This window comes from Nocardia sp. NPDC004568, from assembly GCF_040609955.1.
Classification (GTDB): domain Bacteria; phylum Actinomycetota; class Actinomycetes; order Mycobacteriales; family Mycobacteriaceae; genus Nocardia.
The window spans coordinates 47,701-70,574 of record NZ_JBEXLL010000028.1; the positions used below are offsets into that span (position 1 = coordinate 47,701).

22 protein-coding genes and 2 tRNA genes are annotated in these 22,874 nt (G+C 68.2%); 8 read left to right on the forward strand and 16 right to left on the reverse strand.

What is annotated here, in order from left to right:
* Positions 1-9: 9 nt before the first annotated feature.
* From ABZV91_RS15275 to ABZV91_RS15290, 4 genes are all read right to left on the reverse strand, one after another.
* Positions 10-954, reverse strand: a complete 945-nt coding sequence (locus ABZV91_RS15275; protein WP_355241112.1) for a conjugal transfer protein — start codon at positions 952-954, stop codon at positions 10-12.
* Between the two features lie 143 nt (positions 955-1,097).
* Positions 1,098-2,216, reverse strand: a complete 1,119-nt coding sequence (locus ABZV91_RS15280; protein WP_355241115.1) for a GAF domain-containing protein — start codon at positions 2,214-2,216, stop codon at positions 1,098-1,100.
* 432 nt (positions 2,217-2,648) lie between these two features.
* Positions 2,649-3,542, reverse strand: a complete 894-nt coding sequence (locus ABZV91_RS15285) for an ROK family protein (RefSeq protein ID WP_355241118.1) — start codon at positions 3,540-3,542, stop codon at positions 2,649-2,651.
* 45 nt (positions 3,543-3,587) lie between these two features.
* Entirely contained in the window at positions 3,588-4,061 is a 474-nt protein-coding gene (locus ABZV91_RS15290) for a hypothetical protein (RefSeq protein WP_355241120.1), read from the reverse strand.
* Between the two features lie 271 nt (positions 4,062-4,332).
* On the opposite strand from ABZV91_RS15290, the gene ABZV91_RS15295 reads away from it, so the two are divergent.
* The gene (locus ABZV91_RS15295) at positions 4,333-5,109 is read left to right on the forward strand and encodes a MerR family transcriptional regulator (RefSeq protein ID WP_355241123.1); all 777 of its coding nucleotides are present in this window, start codon (positions 4,333-4,335) and stop codon (positions 5,107-5,109) included.
* Between the two features lie 38 nt (positions 5,110-5,147).
* Here the strand turns inward: ABZV91_RS15295 and ABZV91_RS15300 are convergent.
* Both ABZV91_RS15300 and ABZV91_RS15305 read right to left on the reverse strand, forming a co-directional pair.
* Positions 5,148-5,221: transfer RNA gene (locus tag ABZV91_RS15300), tRNA-Pro, on the reverse strand.
* A 562-nt stretch (positions 5,222-5,783) separates the two neighbouring features.
* Positions 5,784-5,857: transfer RNA gene (locus ABZV91_RS15305), tRNA-Gly, on the reverse strand.
* 487 nt (positions 5,858-6,344) lie between these two features.
* Here ABZV91_RS15305 and ABZV91_RS15310 point away from each other — a divergent pair.
* A complete protein-coding gene (locus ABZV91_RS15310) occupies positions 6,345-7,295 on the forward strand; it encodes a diguanylate cyclase (RefSeq protein ID WP_355241126.1) in 951 nt (316 codons plus the stop codon).
* Positions 7,296-7,305: 10 nt separating this feature from the next.
* Here the strand turns inward: ABZV91_RS15310 and ABZV91_RS15315 are convergent, their stop codons facing one another.
* Positions 7,306-8,118 carry a DNA-formamidopyrimidine glycosylase family protein gene (locus ABZV91_RS15315; protein ID WP_355241128.1) on the reverse strand — a complete coding sequence of 271 codons (813 nt, stop codon included), beginning with the start codon at positions 8,116-8,118 and terminating at the stop codon, positions 7,306-7,308.
* Positions 8,119-8,142: 24 nt separating this feature from the next.
* Positions 8,143-8,616, reverse strand: a complete 474-nt coding sequence (locus tag ABZV91_RS15320; protein WP_355241131.1) for a ribose-5-phosphate isomerase — start codon at positions 8,614-8,616, stop codon at positions 8,143-8,145.
* Positions 8,617-8,879: 263 nt separating this feature from the next.
* Between ABZV91_RS15320 and ABZV91_RS15325 the strand changes: the two genes are divergently transcribed.
* The gene (locus ABZV91_RS15325; RefSeq protein ID WP_355241170.1) at positions 8,880-9,749 is read left to right on the forward strand and encodes a M48 family metallopeptidase; all 870 of its coding nucleotides are present in this window, start codon (positions 8,880-8,882) and stop codon (positions 9,747-9,749) included.
* A 45-nt stretch (positions 9,750-9,794) separates the two neighbouring features.
* On the opposite strand, the gene ABZV91_RS15330 is transcribed toward ABZV91_RS15325, so the two are convergent.
* A complete protein-coding gene (locus ABZV91_RS15330) occupies positions 9,795-10,442 on the reverse strand; it encodes a DsbA family protein (RefSeq protein WP_355241134.1) in 648 nt (215 codons plus the stop codon).
* Between the two features lie 216 nt (positions 10,443-10,658).
* Here ABZV91_RS15330 and ABZV91_RS15335 point away from each other — a divergent pair, with 216 nt between their 5' ends.
* From ABZV91_RS15335 to ABZV91_RS15345, 3 genes are all read left to right on the forward strand, one after another.
* Entirely contained in the window at positions 10,659-11,879 is a 1,221-nt protein-coding gene (locus ABZV91_RS15335) for an FAD-dependent oxidoreductase (protein ID WP_355241136.1), read from the forward strand.
* 112 nt (positions 11,880-11,991) lie between these two features.
* On the forward strand, positions 11,992-12,393 hold the full coding sequence (locus ABZV91_RS15340; protein WP_355241139.1) for a YciI family protein: 402 nt from the start codon (positions 11,992-11,994) through the stop codon (positions 12,391-12,393).
* Entirely contained in the window at positions 12,390-13,712 is a 1,323-nt protein-coding gene (locus tag ABZV91_RS15345) for a sigma-70 family RNA polymerase sigma factor (protein WP_355241141.1), read from the forward strand. The genes ABZV91_RS15340 and ABZV91_RS15345 overlap by 4 nt, the downstream gene beginning before the upstream one ends.
* Here ABZV91_RS15345 and ABZV91_RS15350 read toward each other — a convergent pair.
* The gene (locus ABZV91_RS15350; protein WP_355241144.1) at positions 13,667-14,506 is read right to left on the reverse strand and encodes a phosphoribosylaminoimidazolesuccinocarboxamide synthase; all 840 of its coding nucleotides are present in this window, start codon (positions 14,504-14,506) and stop codon (positions 13,667-13,669) included. The two genes, ABZV91_RS15345 and ABZV91_RS15350, sit on opposite strands and share 46 nt — an antisense overlap.
* A 120-nt stretch (positions 14,507-14,626) precedes the next feature.
* Here ABZV91_RS15350 and pepN point away from each other — a divergent pair, with 120 nt between their 5' ends.
* A complete protein-coding gene (gene pepN, locus ABZV91_RS15355; protein WP_355241146.1) occupies positions 14,627-17,194 on the forward strand; it encodes an aminopeptidase N in 2,568 nt (855 codons plus the stop codon).
* An 87-nt stretch (positions 17,195-17,281) separates the two neighbouring features.
* Here the strand turns inward: pepN and ABZV91_RS15360 are convergent, their stop codons facing one another.
* From ABZV91_RS15360 to ABZV91_RS15370, 3 genes are all read right to left on the reverse strand, one after another.
* A complete protein-coding gene (locus ABZV91_RS15360) occupies positions 17,282-17,746 on the reverse strand; it encodes a DUF5130 domain-containing protein (RefSeq protein WP_355241149.1) in 465 nt (154 codons plus the stop codon).
* Entirely contained in the window at positions 17,733-18,026 is a 294-nt protein-coding gene (locus tag ABZV91_RS15365; protein ID WP_355241152.1) for a hypothetical protein, read from the reverse strand. The genes ABZV91_RS15360 and ABZV91_RS15365 overlap by 14 nt, the downstream gene beginning before the upstream one ends.
* Before the next feature lie 310 nt (positions 18,027-18,336).
* Positions 18,337-18,768 carry a globin gene (locus ABZV91_RS15370; protein ID WP_355241155.1) on the reverse strand — a complete coding sequence of 144 codons (432 nt, stop codon included), beginning with the start codon at positions 18,766-18,768 and terminating at the stop codon, positions 18,337-18,339.
* Positions 18,769-19,022: 254 nt separating this feature from the next.
* Between ABZV91_RS15370 and ABZV91_RS15375 the strand changes: the two genes are divergently transcribed.
* Positions 19,023-19,751, forward strand: coding sequence for an HNH endonuclease (locus tag ABZV91_RS15375; RefSeq protein WP_355241158.1), 729 nt, complete (start codon positions 19,023-19,025; stop codon positions 19,749-19,751).
* A gap of 33 nt (positions 19,752-19,784) precedes the next feature.
* Here ABZV91_RS15375 and ABZV91_RS15380 read toward each other — a convergent pair whose 3' ends face one another.
* The 3 genes from ABZV91_RS15380 to ABZV91_RS15390 all read right to left on the reverse strand — a co-directional run.
* Positions 19,785-20,462: a hypothetical protein gene (locus tag ABZV91_RS15380; protein WP_355241161.1), complete on the reverse strand. Its 678-nt coding sequence runs from the start codon at positions 20,460-20,462 to the stop codon at positions 19,785-19,787.
* A 100-nt stretch (positions 20,463-20,562) separates the two neighbouring features.
* Positions 20,563-21,003, reverse strand: coding sequence for a thioesterase family protein (locus tag ABZV91_RS15385; RefSeq protein WP_355241173.1), 441 nt, complete (start codon positions 21,001-21,003; stop codon positions 20,563-20,565).
* Between the two features lie 35 nt (positions 21,004-21,038).
* On the reverse strand, positions 21,039-22,874 hold a 1,836-nt coding region (locus tag ABZV91_RS15390; protein ID WP_355241164.1), incomplete at its 5' end, for an NAD-glutamate dehydrogenase domain-containing protein.

Here is a 22,874-nt window from a genome sequence, read left to right on the forward strand (position 1 = left end):
CGCCTCACGTCAGTTCTGGGTGGCCCGTGGAATCTCAACGGTCGTGGTGGGTGCCCCGGTGGTGGTGCCCGGAACCGGACCGGCCTTCTCCCCCTGGTTGGCGACAGCGGTGAGGGGCTCTTTCAAAGCCGGCAGCGTCTCGATGACCCGCACCTGCCACTGCCCGTCGCCGCGCGTCATCGTCAGCGGATAGGCGAGCGCCGGAGCAGCTCCGGACTGTCCTTCGGGAGTCACGGTCGCCAGCACTCGTCCGTTGTCCCCGGCGGCTCCGCAGGTGGTGTCCTCGGCGGTGACGGCCACGGTGGACAGCTCGGTGAACGGGGCGGGGCGCAGGGCCGCGATCCCGGAGTCGACGCTCACATATCGCGCGACATCCCCCGAGCCGGTGAGGTAGGCGGTGAGGAATCCGGTGACGACCTGCGCAAACGGAGTTTCCTCACCGCACGGCGCCGAATAGGCCTGGGCCAGATCGGCGCCGACACCCGGCGGTTGCACCGCAGCGGGCAGGGTGAGCGCTCGGAGGTTCCCCTCCGATATCGAGACCGGCACTCGATAATACTGCCGAGCGCTGTCGGTTTGGCTCCGCCCCACATGGACGGACACGGTTACCGACCAGACCTCCATCGTCCCCGCGGACAGGGTCCGGCTGGTGTAGACGATGATCGGGTCGCGCACCTGCTGACCGGTCTTGGGGAGCGAGAGCTGCTGGGACCCGCCGACGTATCGCGACAACGCCTCCTGCTGTCCCGTCCCGGCGCTCAGATACGCGACCACGAAGTCCTCGGCGAAAGAACCGGCCAGACGATCGTGACCGGCAACGGCGATCATCGCGTCGTCGCCGGGAAGCTCCGGGTCGGTGGCGAAGAAGTCGTACACAGCGTGGCCACCACCCAAGACGGCGAGCACCGCGAGAACGATTACGACGAGGTTGTCGCGGCGCCTGCGCACGGTCATCTGGCGAAGCAACGCTTCGCGAGAATCTGCACGTCCGGCAACCCCAGTCCTCACTCTCGAAATGGTAAAGAGCCACCGAGCCATCGACCCGCAATCCCTTCCCACATCTGGGGACCCGAGTGGGGGGGCGCGGGCCGCGATATTCAGGACATCGCGTTGTGCCGCAACCTGCCGGCCAGCCGATATCGGAGCTGGTCGTCGTAACCGATCGGTGTTCCCGGCGCGGCCAGGTCGGCCGGATCCGGCTCAACCATGGGTATGTTGTCGGCAACCCGTACGAGCTGAGCGATGGCCAGCTCTCTATTGGAGAACCCCGGGTAGGGATACAGCAGTAGCGAGGTCGGGGTGTAGCCGCCGGCGTAATTGAGCGCCCGCAACGTGACCCCGGCGCTGTCACCATCGCTCACCTGGGTACCCAGGTCCATCAACCGGACCCGGTCCTCAGGATGGAAGACATCGACCGGCCGGAACAGGTAGTCCCAGCGGATCCAGGGTGCGGGGTCGGTCAGCCAATGGGAGATGCTGGCGTGCGCCAGCTGAACCACCGCGAGGTGGTTTCCCGCCCTCCGATGGGCCTCCCGCAGTCCGACACTTTCCAGCGTCGGCCAGATCGCCGGGTCACGGTCGGAGGTGATGTCCTCTATGAGCCACCCGGCGCCACGCACGTATTCGTCGTTCCGCGCCCGCATCGTGATCCGCCACCGGGTGGCGCGGCCCGCGTTGCGTAGTACGGAGACCTCGAATTGCAGCTTGTCTCCGGGGACGGGCCGATAGAGGAGATCGAGCACTTCCGCGTGCCGATCGAAGGCCGAGATCCGGTGGAAGAACTCGGCGATGGACATCCGCGGCACGTATTCCTCGGGCGCGATCCCCGACAGGGCAGTGATACCACTGGGCTGCGCGAGGGTCTGACTGTCCAGATCCCAGATCACCCCGACCGCGCCGGGCAACGGGGGGACCGGCGCTTCCCGAGGACCGGCCCACCAGCGAACAGCGTGCACTTCTCCCCCCGGCCCGAAGACCGGCCGCACGATCAACCGGTGCGGACCCGAGCGGGTGGCCACGGATTTGTCCACTTCGACCGAGCCTTCGATACAAGCACGGAGAGCTTCGGTGATATCGCGTGTGCTCAGCCCGTCGTACAGGGCCGGTGTGCGCGCGAGCTGCCGCTGCAGTACTCGTCGCCAATCGGCGAACTCCCGTGCGGTATCCCCGACCGACGCGACCGAGAATCCTTCCGGCGCCAAAGTTTCGACCGTCACCCAGGGGATCACTGCGCCCTCTCATCGCGTGCGTCCTACTGTTGCGCGGTGGGTGCCTCAAACGAGACAACGGCCGCAAGAGATAATGTACCGTTGCGCAGCGGTACGTTCAATAGTGGACCTTGGGTCGCCCTGAGGAGCGCGCCCCGCAACCGGGCCTGACGCAACCCCCGTTGACCGAGTCAGCCGCCCGCCGAATCGGGATTCTACGGAAACCATTGGCAACATGAATGATTCGGGTCGCCCGCACCGGCTACCGCCCGGACCGGAGCCGGATCCGAACTCCGCCGGGGATACGAGCTAATCATCGGCAATCCGCGGATCGCCGTGCCACCGTCGCGGCCCCGCGGATACGGAGCCGCCACGGCACGGAACCTCGACGCGGTGTCACGAACGAGCCGGGTGCGCCGAGTGCGCTCTCCGAGAAGGGCTTCACTCACTCTGGGAAGTCAGCGCGATAACGCCCGCCCCGGCCAGCAGGCCGAGATCCTCCAGCTCCGACGCGACCGCCCGCAATCCGGTGAGGAACGGTAGCCGCGCGTGCATCGCGACGGCGTTGTGCAGCGGTTTCCACAGCGCCGATCCGGGAGTGGCGATCGGTCCGCCGATCACCACCCGGTCGATATCGAGTAGGGGCGCCACCGAGGCGATCGCCCGGCCCAGCGCCGTCCCGGCCCGCTCCAGGGCGACGACCGCGGTCCGGTCGGCCGCCTGCGCGTCGGCCGCCAAGGCCTCGAGCGAGTCGCCGGCCCAGCCCTGCTCCCGTGCCCATTCCATCAGCGCCGCACCACCGGCCACCGATTCCAGGCAGCCGCGCCCCCCACATACACATCGGTCGTCGTAGCCGGGCACCAGGACATGGCCGATCTGGCCCGCGTTTCCGGTGCGCCCGACCACCACGAAGCCGCCGACCATCACACCGCCGACGATGGTGTCCGAGACATACATCGACAGCGAGTCCATGACCTCCTGGGTGGCGCCGAAATGCCGTTCGGCCAGGGCCAGGCACACCCCGTCGAGAGCCATCGCGACGGTGGCGGCGGGAAACAGCTTCTGCACCGATTCCACGAGCGGGAAACCGGATTGCCATTCCCGCACCCGATCCGGCGCCACCACTCCGGAGGCCATATCGATCGGACCGCCCGAGGCGATGCCGACCGCCGTGACATCTCGCCCCGCGGCGATCTTCAGCAGGAGTTCCCGAACTCGGTCCCATGCCCCGGCACGGGGAACCGGGATCCGTTCGACGCGGTCGGCCCCGACGTCGTCGGCGATCTCGATCGCGGCGAACCGGGTCGGACCGATCTCCAACGCCAGGATTGTCATCTACGCACCACCCGAGCTAGATCTGTACTTCCCCCCGGAGCATAGTCAGACTGCGGCCGACTCGGTCGGCCGCAGTGGGCGCCCCAGCACGATATGCCGTTTCGGGGCGCCCCCGACCGCCGTACCGTGGGTAGGGCGCGGGCCGTTGCGAATGATGCGCATCGGACGCTTGTGGTCGATTGGCACGGTCCGGTGACGGTCGAGGTTCTCGATGACGTTACCCGAGTTGTCGTAGGCGACGCCCGCCCAGATCATGGCTCGCGGTGCATCGCCGCGCTCGATGAGAGTCTGCGCCAGCCGGCTGCACTGCGCGAACAACGGGCATCCATAGCAGATGCGCACTGCCGAATGCCAGGCTTCCGGAGTGCCGGAGTCGAGGTCCCAGCTGTCGGGCACCTCCGCGCACGGGGGCCGTTGCGCCGATTTCGCGGGCGCCGGCAGCGGCGTCGCGGGAAGCCGGGAAGTAGTGGTGGAGCGAGGTGTTACCACGCTCAAGGAACGAACTCGCGTTGTGCTCATAACCGTCTCCGGAACTGCCGAGGGCACGCCGGGGAAAACCGATACGTGTCCCGTGGGTCGGGCGGAACGTCAGGGCTGCTCAACAGTCCCCGGAAACCAGCTGATGTCAGCTGTATCACGCACGTTAGAGCACAGAAGGGGCTTCAGGCAAGGCCTCATGCCGTTAGGTAACGGGACGTTGACCTATTTTTCACATCTTTTAGCCGCTGCTCAGCGGTTCGTTTGGTTACGGACCGTTTATCTACGGGCCCGATTATGGTTTCCTATACGTATGGCTGGCGAATCCGAGTACACGATCGACGAGCTGGCGCGGGCTGCCGAAACCACCGTGCGCAGCGTCCGCGTGTACCACGAGCGTGGGCTGCTGCCCTCCCCCGACGTCCGGGGCCGGATCGGCTACTACGGCTCGGACCACCTCAACCGGTTGCAGACCATCAGCCGTCTACTCGGCCGGGGTATGAAACTGAACGGCATCCGGGAACTCCTCGCCGCCTGGGACCGCGGCGACGGGCTCGGCGACGTACTGGGTGTCACCGACCAGACCGTCAGCACGCCCGAACGGCAGGCCCCGGCCCCGGCCCAGCCCGAGCCCGAGGAGCCGGTCCACGAACTTCCCGAATACGTCCAGCAGGCATTGGCCGCCAGCGACGACCCGTTCGACGTATACCGGGTCACCAACCCACGCTGCAGCGATCTGGCCACCCGGCTCACCGACGCCGGTCTACCCGCCGCCGCCACCTTCCATCTGGTCGAACGTCTGCGCGCGGATTGCGACCGTATCGCCGACCGCTACGCCGCCGAGATCTTCTACGTCCTGGCGAGCCGCGCCTACGAGCAATCCGAACGAAATCCCAAGGATCGCACCAAACTGGAGACCGATCTCGCCATCGCGCGGCTGATTGTGACCCGGGCCGCGTCCGAATTGATCGACCAGGCCTTCGGGCGACGCGCGGAACTACCGGCGCCGGATGTGGAGATCGGGCTTCCCCGCGCCGGCCAGCAGAGTGCGATGAACGACGGAAAACAGCCGTCACGGTCGCGAATCTGAGGGACAGATCAGCGGCACGCGGCGAGAACGAACACTTGTCGGGGTGACAGGATTTGAACCTGCGACCACCCGCTCCCAAAGCGGGTGCGCTACCAAGCTGCGCCACACCCCGTACTCTCCCGGAGGAATCGAGCACCGGACCGGAGCGGGTGACGGGAATCCGACCCGCACCATCAGCTCTCGGAAGACGGATCTTCAGTAGTACGGGACCTGCCCATATGCCAGAAAACCGCTGGTCGAACTGACTCTCGCTCCGCCCGATCGTACCCGATCGGGCCGGTGGGACCGAACCGATGTCCGTACCGGCCGGATCTCACCGTATTCTCCGGTCCCGCTACCCGGGGACGTTCGAACGAGAACAAGATGCCACGCATCCACGGCGAAAGGCAAACCACGCCGGAGAGGCGGGACCGACACGGCCGCCACGGTCCCTCAGCGGGCCCGTCGCGGCGATCGCCACCTTCTCCGGCAGCCCCGACCAGCCTCTGCGGCGGTAGCCGAACCACGAACCACGGAGGCCGGTACACCGCGGTGAGCGAGCTCGCGTGCCCCGACCGTCGGATACCGCCGCCGGCAGGGAAGGGAGATGAACGGAAAGGCTCCACCCGGGGCTACACCGGGGACCGAGGAGAGGATATTCGAGGAGAAAAGCCCTGATGACAGGGCTCTTTCGGTGGAGCGGGTGACGGGAATCGAACCCGCACCATCAGCTTGGAAGGCTGAGGTTCTACCATTGAACTACACCCGCGTGCATACGACATCGATGGGATCGCCACGATACCGTGTGCACCGAGACTCTACCCAATCCCGGTTTCATTTCGCCAATCAGCCCCGCGAGGGCACAGATATCACCGGCGGCACCGGGCGGGGCGGCCCGGTCGATTCACCAATGGCGGGAATCCCGCCGATTCCGCGGTTCGGGGGCCCCTCGCCCGAACGGGCTGCCCGCGGCACCGGACTTTCTGCAAAAGTGTGTAACGCAAGGGTTTCCGCGACGATAGGAGCAGAGATCACTGTTGTACCGGGGCCCGAGAACTTGTTATAGAACGCAGGTCGGCGGGTTCCACCATCTTGCTACGATCTTCTTGCCGGACGGGGTATCTGGAAAGGGGGCGGTAGCGTGCACCCGACAAGGTGGACCATCCGCATAGCAGTGCGACAGAGCCGGCCGAGACCGGTACCGACGTGGCGGACCCCGGTCCGTGGCGCGAGTTCCACCGCCGCCGGTGGTCGATATGACCGCTGAGATCCGGCCACCCGTCCGTTCCACGGCACGGGAGTGGGCGCTGGCCGCGGGGGCCCAACCCGACGCCGATATCAGCGCCGCCGAGATCGAACCTGTTCTCGTCGATATTCTCGAGCAGCTGCTGCACCTCACCGTTTCCGATCCCTTCCCGATTCGCGCCGCCCGCCGGCTCGGCGCCCGTCTCTGCGCCGAACCGCTGCACCAGGTCCGGATGCTCGCGCTGGTCACCCGAACCCTGCTCGGCTTTCCCGCCGGCCCGCGCGGATCCCTGGTGGCGACCCGATGGCCGCTGGTGGCCAGCCAGGCCATCGACAGCTACGCCCAGGCGCTGCAGGAGCTGGCCCTGGCCCAGCAGAAGAAGAACCTCTCCGACGAGGCCACCCAGCGGGTCCGCGAATTCGCCGCGCTGCAGCAGCGGCTCGAATACGAGGCCACCCACGACGCACTGACCGGCCTGGCCAACCGCACCCTGCTGCGCAAGCGGGTACGCAAGATGGCCGACCAGGCCGACCGGGGGGTGGGTCTGCTGGTGGTGGATCTGGACCGGTTCAAGCAGATCAACGACAGCTACGGTCACGCGGTGGGCGACGAGGTACTGGTCGAACTGGCCAAACGGCTCCGTGAGGTGGCGCCGCCGGGCGCGGTGGTGTGCCGCTACGGCGGGGACGAATTCGTGCTGGCGGCCGGCATGGCGGACAACTGCGTCACCGAACTGGCCCATGCCATCGTGCACGCGCTCAACGACTCGGTGTGGTCGTCGGTGGGGCCGGTCCCCGTCTCGGCCAGCGTCGGCACCACCTATGCCCCGCCGACGGACCGCAGCGAACTGGCCGAGTTGCTGCGCCGGGCCGATCAGGCGATGTACTCGGCGAAAACCGCGGGCGGTCGCCGCTACGCCGGAGCCGAAACGCTCGACGCCGATACAGCCGTCGCAGGGTGAGCCCCGCGGCTCACGCCGGCTGGCACTGCGCGCACCAGAACAGGTTCCGGCCCTCCAGCACCGTATGCCGCACCGGGCCGCTACAGCACCGGCAGGGTTCACCCGCCCGGCGGTAGACATAGGTGCGCGGCCGGTCCGCGGCGTAGGAGGGCGCGCCGTGATCGTGTTCGGGCCGCACAACGTGCATTTTTCCCCGACGTACACCCACTCGCATCAGATCGACCAGATCGGCCCACAACGCCGACCACTGCGCGGCGGTCAGTTCCACGCCGGGACGTTGCGGGGAGATGCCGTGCCGGAAAAGCACTTCCGCGCGGTAGACATTACCCACTCCGGCGATCACTTGCTGATCCATGAGCAAGGATCCGATACTGCGCCGCGAGCGGCGGATCCGCGCCCACGCCCGGTCCGGGCCGGCGTCCGCGCGCAGCGGGTCGGGGCCGAGCCGGGCGATGAGCGCCTCGGTCTCCGGCGGGGTGAGGATTTCGCAGGCGGTGGGACCCCGCAGGTCGGTGCCGAATCCGCGGCCGTCGCGACCCGGCCCGGTGAGCCGCATCCGGACCTGCCCCACCGGCTCGGGCATCGGCAGTTCCGATTCGGTGAAGGCGCCGTACAGGCCCAGGTGGACGTGCACGTACAGTTCGCCCTCGTATTGGTGGAGCAGATGCTTGCCCCACGCCTGGGCGCGGACGAGGACCCGGCCGTCGACCCGGGCGGCTCCCGCCGCGAACTTCCCCTGCGGGCTCGTCACCCGCACCACCGCGCCGGCCAGTCGCTCCTCGTGCCGACGAGCGAGGCGGTGCAGGGTATGACCTTCGGGCACCCGACTACTCGCCTGCCCGGTGGATCAGTCGGCGGGCAGTGCCGGCGGTTCGCCGGTCTTCTCGTAGTCGGCGAGGATATCGATCCGGCGCTGATGGCGCTCTTCGTTCGACCACGGGGTCTCGATGAAGGCGTCCACGATCGCCAGTGCCTCGTCGCGCGAGTGCATCCGGCCGCCGATGCCGATCAGCTGCGCGTTGTTGTGTTCCCGCGCCAGACGCGCGGTGTCGACGCTCCAGGCCAGCGCGCACCGCGCACCCGGCACCTTGTTCGCGGCGATCTGCTCGCCGTTACCGCTGCCACCGAAGACCAGCCCCAGGCTGCCCGGGTCGGCGACGGTGCGGCGGGCCGCCTCGATGCAGAAGGCGGGATAATCGTCGAGTGCGTCGTAGACGAGAGCGCCGCAGTCGACGACCTCGTGACCGGCCTTTTCCAAATGGTCCTTGACGGCATTCTTCAATTCGAAACCAGCGTGATCGGCACCCAGGTATACGCGCATGGCTGCGATTCTGTCAGGCCTCCTGACGGGCGCCGACGGCGGGCGGGGTGACCGGCTCACTGCCTAGAGTCGTGGGTATGCAGCCGCACGACCCTCAGCAGCCGTCCGGATCCGGCCCCGGCGCCGCCTGGTCCGCGAGTACACCGGAGCCCGGACCCTACCCGTGGCTCACCGACCATCCCGGCTCGTCTGTTCCGCTCCCGGGCGGATACCCCCCACCGCCGGTGCCCCGGCACGAGCCCCGCGGTTTGTCGCCGTTCGGGATGCCCGCCCGGCACAGCTGGGAGATCCCCCTGCTGGTGGTGGTGATACTGCTCACCACTGTCTCGTACCTACTGGCGTTCCTGTTCCTGTTCCTCGGGCTGGTCAACCAGTTCATCCTGATCCTGGTGGGGGCGCCGCTGCTGCTCTGGTTCGGGCGCGGCGTCAACCTCTCGTCGCAGCGGGTGAACGGGGTGAAGATGTCGCCCTCCCAGTTCCCCGAGGGATATCGGATGGTGCAGGAGGCCGCGGCCCGCTTCGGTATGGCCAGTGCGCCGGACGCCTACGTCGTGCTGGGCAACGGGCGTATCAACGCCTTCGCCTCCGGGCACGGTTTCCGCCGCTACGTGGTGGTGTACAGCGATCTGTTCGAGATCAGCGGCGCCGCCCGGGAACCGGATGCCCTGGCGTTCATCATCGGTCACGAGGTGGGTCATATCGCGGCCGGTCACGTCTCCTATTGGCGCCAGCTCGGCATGTTCCTGGCGCCGTTCCTGCCGATCCTGGGCAACTCGCTGATCCGCGCCCAGGAGTACACCGCCGACAACCACGGTTACTGCCATCGGCCGCAGGGGGCGCCGGCCGCGATGGGCACGCTGGCGGCCGGCAAGTACCTGAACTCGGTGGTGGGATTCGACGAGATGGCCGACCGCGCGGCCCAGGAACGCGGTTTCTTCGTCTGGATGGTCAATGCGATGGCCTCGCATCCGGTGCTGACCTGGCGGATGTGGGCGCTGCGTGACCGCAGCCGGCACGGACGGCTGTTCTGGCGGCCGGATCCGGCCCCGCCGCGGTTCGCCCCGATGCCCGGGCAGCCACCGGCTCCCGGATACGGCGGCGACCCGGTCACCCTGTCGAAAGCCCCGCACTGATCCGGGCGGGTTGCGGCGCCCGAGCCGGCACCGCAACCCGGCGGCTCAGTCGAACTCCGGGTTCTCGTCGCGGGTGCGCTTGAGCTCGAAGAAGTGCGGGTAGGCCGCCAGGGTCACCACGGCATCCCACAATCTGCCTGCTTCCTCACCACGCGGAATGCGGGACAGCACCGGGCCGAAGAACGCGACTCCGTTGACGTGGATGGTCGGCGTCCCGACATCGGGCCCCACCTTGTCCATCCCGGCGTGGTGGCTCTTGCGCAGCGCCTCGTCGTATTCGCTGCTCTCCGCGGCGGCCGACAGCTCGGCCGGCAACCCGGCTTCGGCGAGTGCGTCCGCCACGATCGCGGCGAAGGTACCGCGCGGGTCGTCCTCGCGCTCGAACTCGGCACGGCGATTGTGGAACCGGGTGCCCAGCGCGGTGTACAGGGGCGACAGGATCTCCTCGCCGTGCTGCTCGGCCGCGGCGACGGCCACCCGCACCGGCCCCCAGGCGTTGGTCATGAGCTCCTGGTACTCCGGGGGCAGATCACGCCCCTCGTTGAGCACCGCCAGGCTCATCACATGGAACCGCGTCTCGATATCGCGGACTTTCGCCACCTCGAGGATCCACCGGGAGGTGATCCAGCACCACGGGCACAGCGGGTCGAACCAGAATTCGGCAAGGTCCTTCTTCTCGGCCGAGTCGGGCACGTTTCGTTCCTCTCCACGGAGCGACGGCGGGTACACCCACCGCCACGGCTGCCGCCGTAGTGCCGGCCGGTCGCCGGACACAGGCGCTGTACCGAGCAACCCCGGCCACGGGATTTTCGTTCCCGAACCGGCCGGGAGATCGGAGCCGTCCTTTGTAGGCTGACGGGAGGATTCGGATCGTCCGCTGGAACCACCCACCGCGAGGGAGTATCAGCCATGACATCTGCGCAGCATTTCGTGATCGTCGGCGCCGGCCTGGCCGGGGCGAAAGTGGCACGGGCACTGCGGGACAACGATTTCGACGGTCACGTCACCCTGATCGGCAGGGAAGAGCGGCTACCGTACGAGCGGCCGCCGCTGTCCAAGGAGTATCTGGCCGGTGCGAAGCCGGTCGAGGAGTTCACCGTGGAATCCGCGGCCTGGTACCGGGACCACAATGTGGATCTGCGGCTGGGCACCGAGGTCACCGCGATCGACCGGGCCGCCCGGACCGTGCGCCTGCCCGACGGCTCGACGCTGGAATACGACCGACTCGCGCTGGCCACGGGCGCGTCGTCCCGGAAGTTGCCGGTTCCCGGCGCCGATGCCGAGGGGGTGTACACGCTGCGCACGCTGGACGAATCGGACGCCCTGATCGAGCTGTTCCGCACCGCCCGGCGTCTGGTGGTGATCGGGGCGGGCTGGATCGGACTCGAGGTCACCGCGGCGGCGCGCGCCGCGCAGGTGGCCGTCACCATCGTCGAGACCGGGTCCGCACCCCTGTTGGGCGCGCTCGGCCCGGAGATGGGCGAGGTATTCGCGGACCTGCACCGCGACCACGGGGTCGACCTGCGTTTCGGGGCGCAGGTCCGGCAGATCACGACCGCGGACGGCCGGGCGACCGGTGTCACGCTCGCGGACGGTACCGAATTCGGCGCGGACGCGGTCCTGGTGGCGGTGGGGGCCGAGCCGAATATCGAACTCGCCGCGGCGGCCGGTCTGCCGACCGATAGCGGCGTCCTCGTCGACGCGAGCCTGACCAGTAGCGATCCGAATATCGTCGCGGTGGGCGATATCGCCGAGCAGGAGCACCCGGTGTTGGGCCGGCGGATCCGGGTGGAGCACTGGGCGAACGCGTTGAATCAGCCCGCGGTGGCGGCCGCGGCGATGCTCGGCCGCGCCGCGTCCTACGACCGGCTCCCCTACTTCTTCACCGACCAGTACGACCTGGGGATGGAGTACACCGGTTTCGCCGCACCCGGCGACTACGAACAGGTGGTGGTGCGCGGCGACCGTGCCGCCCGGGAGTTCGTGGCGTTCTGGCTCGACCCCCAGCACCGGGTATTGGCCGGTATGAACGTGAACGTGTGGGATGTGGGCGACCGGATCAAGGAGCTGATCCTCTCCGGGGAGCCGGTCGATCCGGGCCGGCTGGCGGATACCGCGGCACCGCTGTGATATGTGATCCACATCACCGATGTGGACTGCCGTGGGTGTGTCGGAATCGGCGACCCGGCTCCGTCTTCTCGGTGAACGCGCCACCAGGGCGCGACCGAAACCAGGAGAACCCGTGAAGTACATGCTGATCAAGACCTACGCCGCGGCCGCCTACTGCGACACCCCGCTGCCGGAGTGGGCGCCCGAGGACATCGCCGCCCATATCGATTTCCAGCGCACCCTCGCCGCCCAGCTGGCAGCGGCGGGTGAACTGGTCGACGCACAGGGGCTCAGCGGCCCGGACGAGGCGCGGCTGGTCAGTTCCGACGGCCGCTCGGCGCCGGTGGTGACCGACGGACCATGGGCCGAGACGAAGGAGTTCCTGGCCGGCTACTGGATCGTCGACGTCGACAGCCCCGATCGGGCCGTCGAGATCGCCGCGCGGGCCTCCGCGGCCTCCGGCCCCGGCGGCAAGCCGATCGGTGAATACATCGAGGTCCGCCAGATCATGTCCGCGCCCGCCGTCGAGCTGTGACCGATACCCGCCGTCACGGCGGTGATCCGATCGAGGACCTGCTGCGTGAACTCACGCCGCAGGTGCTCGGCGCGCTCGTCCGCTGGTCCGGCGATCTCACCGCGGCCGAGGACGCGCTCCAGGAGGCGATGCTCACGGCCGTGCACAGCTGGCGTGCCGACGGGATCCCCGACAACCCGGGAGCGTGGTTGCTGACGGTGGCCCGGCGCCGTGCCACCGATGCCGTCCGGGCCGATATCGCCCGGCGCGAACGGGAGTCCCGCCTCGCCGCGCAGACCACCCGGGTCGCCGGTGCGCCTCCCACGGAGACAGCGGCGCGGCGGTCGGTACCGGACCTGCCCGGCGACGATCACGACGACACACTCACCCTCTTCTTCCTGTGTTGCCATCCGGCCCTACCTCCGGCGCACGCCGTCGCACTCACGCTGCGCGCGGTCGGCGGACTCACCACCGCCGAGATAGCCCGAGCCTTCCTGATCCCGGAAGCGACCATGACGCAGCGGCTGACCCGCGCCCGGCGACGGCTGGCGGCACTGGACAGACCGTTCGCGCCGCCGGCCGCCGACCAGTGGGAGCGACGACTCGGCGCGGTCCTGCACGTGTTGTACCTGATCTTCACCGAGGGCCACACCGGCACTTCCGGCACGCGGCTGGCGCGCACCGATCTGTCCGTGGAGGCCATCCGGCTCACCCGGCAGACCCGACGGCGACTGCCCGCCGATCCGGAAGTGAACGGCCTGCTCGCCCTGATGCTGCTGACCGACGCCCGCCGCGACGCCCGCCTCGGGCCGCACGGTGAACTGGTCCCCTTGGCCGAACAGGACCGGCGGCGGTGGAACCGCACCGCGATCACCGAGGGCCTGCGGCTGGCCTCCGCCGCCGCGGCCCACGGCCTCACCGGCCCCTACCGGATCCAGGCCGCCATCGCCGGGGTTCACGCGCAGGCGGCCCGGTACGGCGAGACCGATTGGGACTCGGTACTGCGCCTCTATCTCCTGCTGGGGCGCGTGGCACCGAGCCCGCTGGTCACGCTGAACACGGCAGTGGCGACCGCCATGGTGGACGGGCCCCGGGCCGGTCTGGCGCTCGTCGCGGACCTGGACACGGCGCTGCGGGGTACCCATCGGCTGGCCGCCGTGCGCGCTCACCTCTACGAGATGTCCGGTGACACCGCCGCGGCGATCACCCACTACACCGAAGCCGCCGCCCGGACCGGCAGCCGAGCCGAATACGACTACCTGACCCTACGAGCGGCCCGGCTCCGGCACCCGTCTCAGGACTCCGGCGATCCCCAGCCACGTCCGGTGATCAGCTCATAGGCCTCCACGTACTTGCTCCGGGTCGCCGCGACGATATCGGCCGGGATCTCCGGGCCGGGCGGTTCCTTGTCCCAGCCGGTGGAGGTGGCCCAATCCCGGACGAACTGCTTGTCGAACGACCGCTGCGGCCGCCCGGGCTCCCATTCCGCGGCCGGCCAGAACCGCGAGGAATCGGAGGTCAGCAGTTCGTCGCCCAGGGTGAGTACATCACCGTCCCAGCCGAATTCGACCTTGGTATCGGCGATGATCACCCCGCGTTCGGCCGCGTAGGCCGCGCCCCGGGAGTACAGGCCGAGGGTGAGGTCACGCAGTCGCGCGGCGACCTCGGCACCCTCCTGCGCGACCACATCGTCGAAGGTCATGGGCTCGTCGTGGCCGGTCTCGGAAACCTTGGTGGTCGGCGTGAAGATCGGTTCGGGGAGTTTGTCACCCTCGCGCAACCCGTCGGGCAACCGGATGCCGGAGACCGACCCGGTGCGCTGATAGTCCTTCCAGCCCGAACCCACCAGGTACCCCCGGGCGACGCATTCCACCAGCACCATCTTCAGCGGCTTGACCCGCACGGCCCGGCCCGCGAACTCCGGCGGGACGTCGGTGGTGGACAGCAGGTGGTTGGGGATATCGGCGAAGTATTCGAACCACCAGTTGGACAGCTGGGTCAGCAGCGCGCCCTTGTCCGGGATCGGGGTGGGCAGCGAGACGTCGTACACCGAGACGCGGTCCGAGGCGACCAGGAGCAGTGTGTCACCGTCGGTGTACAGGTCGCGCACCTTTCCGGCGTGCACATGCTTCACGTTGTCGCTCCGATCCTGGTCGTGTGGCCGGCGGGATCGACTCCCGCGCGGGCAACCTTACCGGCGTGGCATTGTGGACAACGCCCGTGCCCGTTGCACTCGTGTCCTCGAAGGAGCCCGATGTCCGCACCGAACCTCACCCGCGAACAGGCGATCGAACGCGCCGAGGTCGTCTCGGTCGAGAACTACCGCATCGAACTCGATCTGACCGACGGGGCGGGGAAACCGGGCGAACAAACGTTTCTGTCGCGCAGCACCGTCACCTTCACCGCGAAGCCCGGTGCGTCCACCTTCGTCGATATCGTCGCCCGGGGAGTGCGTTCGGCGGTGCTCAACGGCACCCCGCTCGATATCGCCGGCTACGACGAAGCCACCGGCCTCACCCTCACCGACCTCGCCGAGCGCAACGAACTAGTGGTGGAGGCCGACTGCGAGTACTCCCACACCGGTGAGGGCCTGCACCGGTTCGTCGATCCCGCCGACGACGCGGTCTACCTGTACTCCCAGTTCGAGACCGCCGACGCCAAACGGATGTTCGCCTGCTTCGACCAGCCCGATCTCAAGGCCACCTTCGATATCGAGGTCACCGCGCCGGCGGACTGGAAGGTGATCTCCAACGGCGCCGGCACGGCGGACGGCGGGAAGCACCGGTTCGCCACCACACCGCTCATGAGCACCTACCTGGTGGCGCTCATCGCCGGTCCCTACGCCGAATGGACCGATACCTACACCGACGACCACGGCGATATCCCGCTGGGCATCTACTGCCGGGCCTCACTGGCCGAGCATATGGACGCCGACCGGCTGTTCACCGAGACCAAGCAGGGTTTCGGCTTCTACCACAAGAATTTCGGCGTCCCCTACGCGTTCGGGAAATACGATCAGCTGTTCGTGCCGGAGTTCAACGCCGGCGCCATGGAGAACGCGGGCGCGGTCACCTTCCTCGAGGACTACGTGTTCAGGTCCAAGGTCACCCGGGCCTCCTACGAGCGGCGCGCGGAAACCGTGCTGCACGAGATGGCGCATATGTGGTTCGGCGATCTGGTCACCATGAAGTGGTGGGACGACCTGTGGCTCAACGAATCCTTCGCGACGTTCGCGTCGGTGCTGTGCCAGGCCGAGGCCACCGAGTACACCAGCGCCTGGACCACCTTCGCCAATGTCGAGAAATCGTGGGCGTACCGGCAGGATCAGCTGCCCTCCACCCATCCCATCGCCGCCGATATCCCCGACCTGGCCGCGGTGGAGGTGAACTTCGACGGCATCACCTACGCCAAGGGCGCGAGCGTGCTCAAGCAGCTCGTGGCCTATGTCGGGCTGGAACCGTTCCTGGCCGGGCTGCGCGCCTACTTCGCCGACCACGCCTACGGCAACGCCACCTTCGACGATCTGCTGGCGGCGCTGGAGAAATCCTCGGGTCGTGACCTGTCCACCTGGGGCGCTCAGTGGCTGAAGACCACCGGCCTCAATATCCTGCGGCCCGAATTCGAGGTCGACGCGGACGGCAGGTTCACCTCCTTCGCGGTGGTCCAGGAGGGCGCGGCGCCCGGCGCGGGGGAACGGCGCGTACACCGGCTGGCCGTCGGCGTCTACGACGACCGCGACGGCAAACTGGTCCGCACCCGGCGGGTGGAACTGGACCTCGACGCCGCCGAACGCACCGAGGTCGCCGATCTGATCGGTACCGAACGCGGGAAGTTCGTCCTGGTCAACGATGATGATCTCACCTACTGCTCGGTCCGCCTCGACGCCGACTCGCTCGATGTGCTGGTGAACCGGATCGGCGATATCGCCGATCCCCTCCCCCGCACCCTGGCCTGGTCCGCGGCCTGGGAGATGACCCGGCAGGCCGAGTTCCGCGCCCGCGATTTCGTCGCGCTGGTCCAGCGCGGCATCGGCGCGGAAACCGAGATCGGGGTGGTGCAGCGACTGCTCATGCAGGCCAACACCACCCTGCGCAGCTACGCCGACCCGGCCTGGGCCGAGACCACCGGCTGGCCCGAATACGCCAACCGGCTGCTGGAACTGGCGCGCGAAGCGGCGCCCGGGTCCGACCATCAGCTCGCCTTCGTCAACGCCCTCACCGGCGCGAAGCTGGCCGCCTGGCACAGCGAGGTACTGCGCGAACTGCTCGACGGCGACCCGGCGGCCGTCGGCCTGGCCGGCCTGACCGTCGACACCGATCTGCGCTGGCGGCTGGTCACCGCGCTCGCCGCGGCCGGGGAAATCGATGCCGACGGCCCCGACACCCCCGCCATCGACGCCGAACTGCGCAATGACGAAACAGCGGCCGGCCGGCGCCACGCGGCCACCGCGGCCACCGCGCGACCGCTGCCGCAGGTGAAGGAATCCGCGTGGGAAAAGGTGATCGGCGACGATTCGGTCCCCAATATCACCGCGCGGTCCATCGTCGGCGGTTTCGCGCCGGCCGGGCAGGACAACCTGCTGGCGCCGTTCGTGGCGCGGTACTTCGACGAGATCCCCGCGGTCTGGGAACGCCGGTCCAGTGAGGTCGCACAGACGGTGGTGGTCGGGCTGTACCCGGCCTGGGATATCAGCGACGAGGCCGTGGCCCGGGCCGACGAATTCCTCGCCGCCGATCACCCGCCGGCCCTGCGGCGCCTGGTGAGCGAGGGCAAAGCGGGAGTCGAACGCTCTCTGCGCGCCCGCGCCTTCGATATCTCCTGACTCGGAACAGCCAACGGCGCGTCCACCTACCCGGTGGACGCGCCGTTGTCGTTGTGGCGAGCGCTCCCGGCCGTCGACCGGCAAAGGTCAGCGGCCGATGGCCGCGGCCATCACCCGCACCGCCGAGATCAATCCGTCGATCAGCTCACCCTGCCGCAGCGAACTCAACGCGGCGGTGACCCCGAGCTGGCACACCCGGTCGTTCGCGCGCTCGGCCACATCCCGGCCGGAACGGACCTCCACGGCGTGGTCGTTCGGGGAGACGGCGATGAGCACCGAACGCGCCGCCTCCGGAGTGGTGGGGAACAGCGCGTCCACGGCGGCCGCGGAATCCACACCGAGATCGCCGATGAAAACGTTGAAGCGGACCTTGGTCGCCCGGGTGGCCTCGGTGAGCACATTGTCCATGGCCAGCCGCTCGTTGTTGTCGAACGGCGCCTCTTTGAACACGTCACCGGCCTCGTGCACACCGGAGACCCGACCGCTGCTGGTGAGCGCGTATCCACGCGGCAGTTCGGACTCGACCACCGCGGGCCACTTAGTACTTGCCACTTGCCCGGCCTCCGATCAGCGCTTCCTTGGGTGCCTCGAGGGCATCGAACGCCACATGCGAGCCGTGCGACGACTCACCGGCGTCATAGGAGTGACCGCGACCGGTCACCTCGTCGGTGGCACTCCACAGCACCGGCGCGGCCGTCCACTTCTTGCTCATATCGAAGTGGACCGGCTTCTCACCGGGCAGCGGCTTACCGAGATACGACAAACCAGCGATTATGAGGTAGATCCCCAGTGGGATACCGGCGAAAATCGCCACCGTCTCGAGAATGCTCACGCCCTAAAGGTAGACGATCCTCTGTAGTAGTTCACCGAGGGATGGGCCGTGTCACCGGTTACACCACCCATACCCCGAGGTCACACCCGGATTCAAGCCTCGGTTGACCGACGCGACCACCCGCGTCGAGCTCTGCGAGACACCTCACAGGGTGGAGGCCCGTCTCGCCCCGGGGCCGAAGGTGCTCGACGGTCGCACTCTATGAACGGCCCACCGCATATCGCGTGCGCGAAGCGCGAGTCCCGAGGCCGAAACGGCGAGACCAAGAGGGCCTCGACCCGCGCGCCGGAGGCGCGCCGAGAAACAAAGCTCACCAGGCGGCGTTGACCAGCGAGTTCGCCGCCATTTCCAAGTAGTCCAGCAGCTGGCGCCGATGCTCGTCGTCGAGTACTTCCGGTTCGATCTCGGCGACCGCGATGCGCATACAGCGCAACCAGGCGTCCCGCTGCACCGGACCGATCTGGAACGGCATGTGCCGCATCCGCAGGCGCGGGTGGCCACGTTCGTCGGAGTAGGTGCGGGGGCCGCCCCAATACTGCTCCAGGAACATCCGCAGGCGCCGTTCGGCCGGGCCCAGGTCTTCTTCCGGATACAGGGGGCGCAGCACCTCGTCGGCGGCGACCTCACGATAGAAAACGGCCACCAGCCGGTGAAAGGTGTCCTCCCCACCGACGACCTCGTAGAAGGAGCGCGTGGCCTGTTCGCCCGCCGGAGTGCCCGAAGCCGCATTACCCGAAGTCATGAACCCTCTCGTTTCGCCGGATGCGCCGTCCATTGTGCCCGGGCCGGCCCGGGTTCGCAGATTCGCCGGGCCTCCGGCGGGCGCGACCGCTCGCACCTGGTGTTTCCGGCTCGGTGACCGCCGGGAGTGGCTTCAGCGACAGTTAACCGGCCATTGTGCAAAATAACCGTGCGCTGCGGGGCTTTCCATGGTCAACTGGGTTCTGTCTCCGCCGAGATACCACATGATCTTGAAACGCAGAATTTGGGGTCGACATGAAGCAACGGACCGGCGCCCGATCACCGGAGGCGATACGCCACCGACAACTGAAGCCCGCCGACGTCCACGCTCGTGGGTCGGGGGCTCCTCCGCTGCAACTGGTGTCCGATCACGCGGTCGACCGGCACACCGCCGATACCGCCGCTCGTTCCGATTCCCTCACCGGGAGCGAATCCGCTCCATACCTCGCCGCGCCGCAGCCGATCAGCTGGTTGAAGCGCCGCGTCCTGCTCCTCAACGCCACCTACGAACCGCTCACCGCGCTGACCGCCCGCCGCGCGATCGTGCTACTGGTCTGTGACAAGGCCGACGCGGTACATCACGACCCCACCGGGCCCGTCCTGCACTCGGCCGGGGCCGCCGTCACCATCCCGTCGGTCATCCGGTTGCGCACCTACGTCCGGGTTCCCTACCGTGCCCGCGTCCCGATGACGCGGGCGGCACTCATGCAGCGGGACCGGTACCGCTGCGGGTATTGCGGCGGCAAGGCCGAAACCATCGATCACGTCATCCCGCGCAGCCGCGGCGGCGAACACAGCTGGGAGAACTGTGTGGCCAGCTGCGCACCCTGTAACCATCGCAAGGCCGACAAACTGCTCAGCGAACTGGGCTGGACGCTGCGTGCACCCCTGATATCCCCGAAGGGGCCGCATTGGCGTCTGCTGTCCACGGTCAACGAACTGGACCCGGTCTGGCTGCAATACCTCGGCGAGGGCGCGGCCTGACGCCGCGGTGGCACCGCGGCGTGCGCAGCGGTGTCAGGTTCCCGTCGCCGGGGTGAGCGAGAGCCCGCCGGTTCGCCGGCGGGCGACCGACCCGTAGCGGGCGTCCAATCGCAGCCAGGTGTTACTGGCGCGCACCCGGACCAGTTCGCCCGGAGGAATCCGCCCGGAATCGGCCCGCTCGCCCGCGTGGGGGATGAAGTCCATGGCGGTGAGCGCGAAGACGACCCGCATCGGTACCTGGACGCGTACCTGCGCCGCGGAGACGGTCAACACGGTCTGATCGAGCAGTGACGCCGGTGGCCCGTGCCCGGAGCCGTGTTCCTTCGCCAGATCGGCCCCGCGTTCGGCGAGTTCGACCAGGGTTCGGGCGGGCAGATCATCGATATGCCCGAAACCGCTGTCCGGCGGCAGCGCGCCCCGCCACGCCGAATCGAGGGAGTAGCCCAGATCGATCGGGCCCGGTGTGGTCAATCCGGTCAGCACGGTGTCCGCACCCACCGTCACATCGTCGGCGGCCAGGTCGGCGGCGACCGTGCGGGTCGCCAGAGCCTCGAAGCCGGTGGCGACCCAGGCCGCCACCAGCCCCGCGCCGCGCCGCCGCAGCCGGACCACCACCGCCGGATCCAGTCGCTGGGCCCGGGCGAGGAAGGTGGCCAGATTCTCGCGTTCTGCCGGGTCCGCGACGGTCAGGACCCGCTGGTCGGTTGTCACGATCGAACCGGAACCGCCGGCTCGCGCACGCCGTGTCCATCGAGCACGAACGAGGGCCGTGCGTGGTCACGCTTCGCTACCGCCTCCGGGCCCGACTCGCTCATGCGGTCAGCCACTGGGCGAGATAGTCGCGCTCGGGTCCGGTGAGCCGGCGCAGCCGCTGGGTCCGGATATCGAACGCCGCCAGCTGAGTGGTCGCGGTGACCGCGGCGGGCGAGTCGGGCGCGGCACCCGCCGCCCGGACCTCGTAGGCCACGGTGAAATCCACCGCCCGCAACTGTTCGATCCACATGGATATATCCAGCGGCGTGTCTTCGTGGCGCAGCTGCCCCCGATACCGCACGTGCAGATCCGCGAGTACACATCCGTCGCGCAGCCCGACGGTCGGCCGGTCGTCTTCGAACAGCCAGGGGATTCGCGCCTCCTCCAGCAACGTCACCATCCGGGCGTGGTTGACGTGCTGGAAAACGTCCATATCGGACCAACGCACGTGCACAGCGGTGTGGAACCGCCGCGACGAAGTCGCAGCGGGTACCTCCACATCCGGACTCGTTCCGTTGCGGGGAACAGCGTTCGTCACCGTGGTACCTCCGATTGGGCGCCCACCCCACTCACCATGCTGCGCACCTGCCGCGCCGCAACCGACAGCGTGGCGAGATCGTGGGTTCCGGACTCGAACAGTTCCGCCAGCGCCGCGCGAGCGCGGCCGAGCCGGGACTGATTCTTGGACTCCCAGTATGCAATCTTCTCGTCCGCGCTCTCCTCTGGGTCGCCGCCGGAGAGTACGTCGAGGGTGAGCGACCGCAGCGAACTGTACATATCGTCGCGCAGCGCGAGCCGGGCCAGCGCGTGCCAGCGGTCGCCACGTTCCAGATGGCTGACGGCCTCCAGCAGCCAGTCGATCTTGAGATGCTCGTTCAGCGCGTAGTACAGAGCGCCGACCTCCTCGCCCGAGCGGTCGGTGATATCGGCGATATCGATGACGTCGAGCAGCGGGAACAGATGCAGCAGTCCGAAGACCTCGGTCGCCAGATCCAGCGGCGCCCCGTGCGCGACCAGATCGGCGGCCTGATCGGTGAGGGTGGTGACGTGGTGCCCGCGCAACCAGCCCGGCACCTTCGGTGCGAGTTCGCGCACGCCCACCCGATACCGGTTGATCTCGGCCCCGACGGCGATGGGCTGCGGGCGGTTGGTGAGCAACCAGCGCGACGCCCGGTCCAGGGTCCGTTTGGTCTCCAGCTCGAGCTGGTCCCGCACGCCCACCGTCGTATCGGCGGCCCGGATCCGCTCCCAGACAGCGTGCAGGCCGAAGATATCGGTGACCGCCGCGAAGGCGCGCACGGTATCGGTCGCGGTGGCGCCGATCTCCTCGCCCAGCCGGAATGTGTAGGTGACGCCGCCGTAGTCCACCACCTCGTTGGCGATCATGGTGGTGACGATCTCCCGGCGCAGACGGTGTTTCTTGATCGCGGCGCCGAACCGTTCCCGCAACGGGGTCGGGAAGTACTCGGGCAACCGGGCGGCGAAGAACGCGCTGTCGGGCAGGTCACCGGCCAGCAGGTCCGCCTTGAGCGCCAACTTCACGTGGGCGAGCAGATTCGCGAGTTCCGGAGAGGCCAGCCCGGTGCCCTCCTCGAGCCGGCGCTTGAGCACGGCGTCGGTGGGGAGCGCCTCGAGTTGCCGGTCGAGTCCGCGCTCGGTCTCGAGCTCTTCGATGAGACGCCGGTGCACATTGAGCATGCGCGCCGACTCCGCCCGGGATATGCCCATCACGAAGTTCTGCGAGATATTGTCGCGCAGCACCAATTCGGCGACCTCGTCGGTCATTTCCGCGAGCAACGGATTACGGTCCGCGATATCGAGTTCGCCCGCCGACACCACACCGTCGAGCAGAACCTTGATGTTCACCTCGTGGTCCGAGCAATCCACACCCGCGGAATTGTCCAGCGCGTCGGTGTTCATCTTCCCACCGTTACGGCAGAACTCGATACGCCCCAGCGCCGTCACGCCGAGATTACCGCCCTCACCGATCACCTTCACCCGGAGCTGGTCCGCATTCACCCGGACCGCGTCGTTGGACTTGTCCCCGGCGTCGGCATTGGATTCGCCACTCGCCTTGATATAGGTGCCGATACCGCCGTTCCAGAGCAATTGCACCGGGGCGAGCAGAATGGCGCGGATCAATTCGGGTGGGGAAAGTTTCACCACATCGTCGGGCAGACCGAGCGCCGCCCGGGCCTGCGGACTGATGGGCACCGATTTCACGGTGCGGTCGTAGACGCCGCCACCAGCACTGATCAACGAACGATCATAATCCGCCCAACTCGACCGAGCCAACCCGAACAACCGCGACCGCTCACCGAACGACGACCCCGCATCCGGATCCGGATCCAAAAAAATATGACGATGATC

Coding starts and splice junctions, on each gene's coding strand:
- ABZV91_RS15275 (WP_355241112.1), bottom strand. CDS start 954: ATGACCGTGCGCAGGCGCCGCGACAACCTCGTCGTAATCGTTCTCGCG.
- ABZV91_RS15285 (WP_355241118.1), bottom strand. CDS start 3,542: ATGACAATCCTGGCGTTGGAGATCGGTCCGACCCGGTTCGCCGCGATC.
- ABZV91_RS15290 (WP_355241120.1), bottom strand. CDS start 4,061: ATGAGCACAACGCGAGTTCGTTCCTTGAGCGTGGTAACACCTCGCTCC.
- ABZV91_RS15295 (WP_355241123.1), top strand. CDS start 4,333: ATGGCTGGCGAATCCGAGTACACGATCGACGAGCTGGCGCGGGCTGCC.
- ABZV91_RS15310 (WP_355241126.1), top strand. CDS start 6,345: ATGACCGCTGAGATCCGGCCACCCGTCCGTTCCACGGCACGGGAGTGG.
- ABZV91_RS15320 (WP_355241131.1), bottom strand. CDS start 8,616: ATGCGCGTATACCTGGGTGCCGATCACGCTGGTTTCGAATTGAAGAAT.
- ABZV91_RS15325 (WP_355241170.1), top strand. CDS start 8,880: ATGCCCGCCCGGCACAGCTGGGAGATCCCCCTGCTGGTGGTGGTGATA.
- ABZV91_RS15335 (WP_355241136.1), top strand. CDS start 10,659: ATGACATCTGCGCAGCATTTCGTGATCGTCGGCGCCGGCCTGGCCGGG.
- pepN (WP_355241146.1), top strand. CDS start 14,627: ATGTCCGCACCGAACCTCACCCGCGAACAGGCGATCGAACGCGCCGAG.
- ABZV91_RS15370 (WP_355241155.1), bottom strand. CDS start 18,768: ATGACTTCGGGTAATGCGGCTTCGGGCACTCCGGCGGGCGAACAGGCC.
- ABZV91_RS15375 (WP_355241158.1), top strand. CDS start 19,023: ATGAAGCAACGGACCGGCGCCCGATCACCGGAGGCGATACGCCACCGA.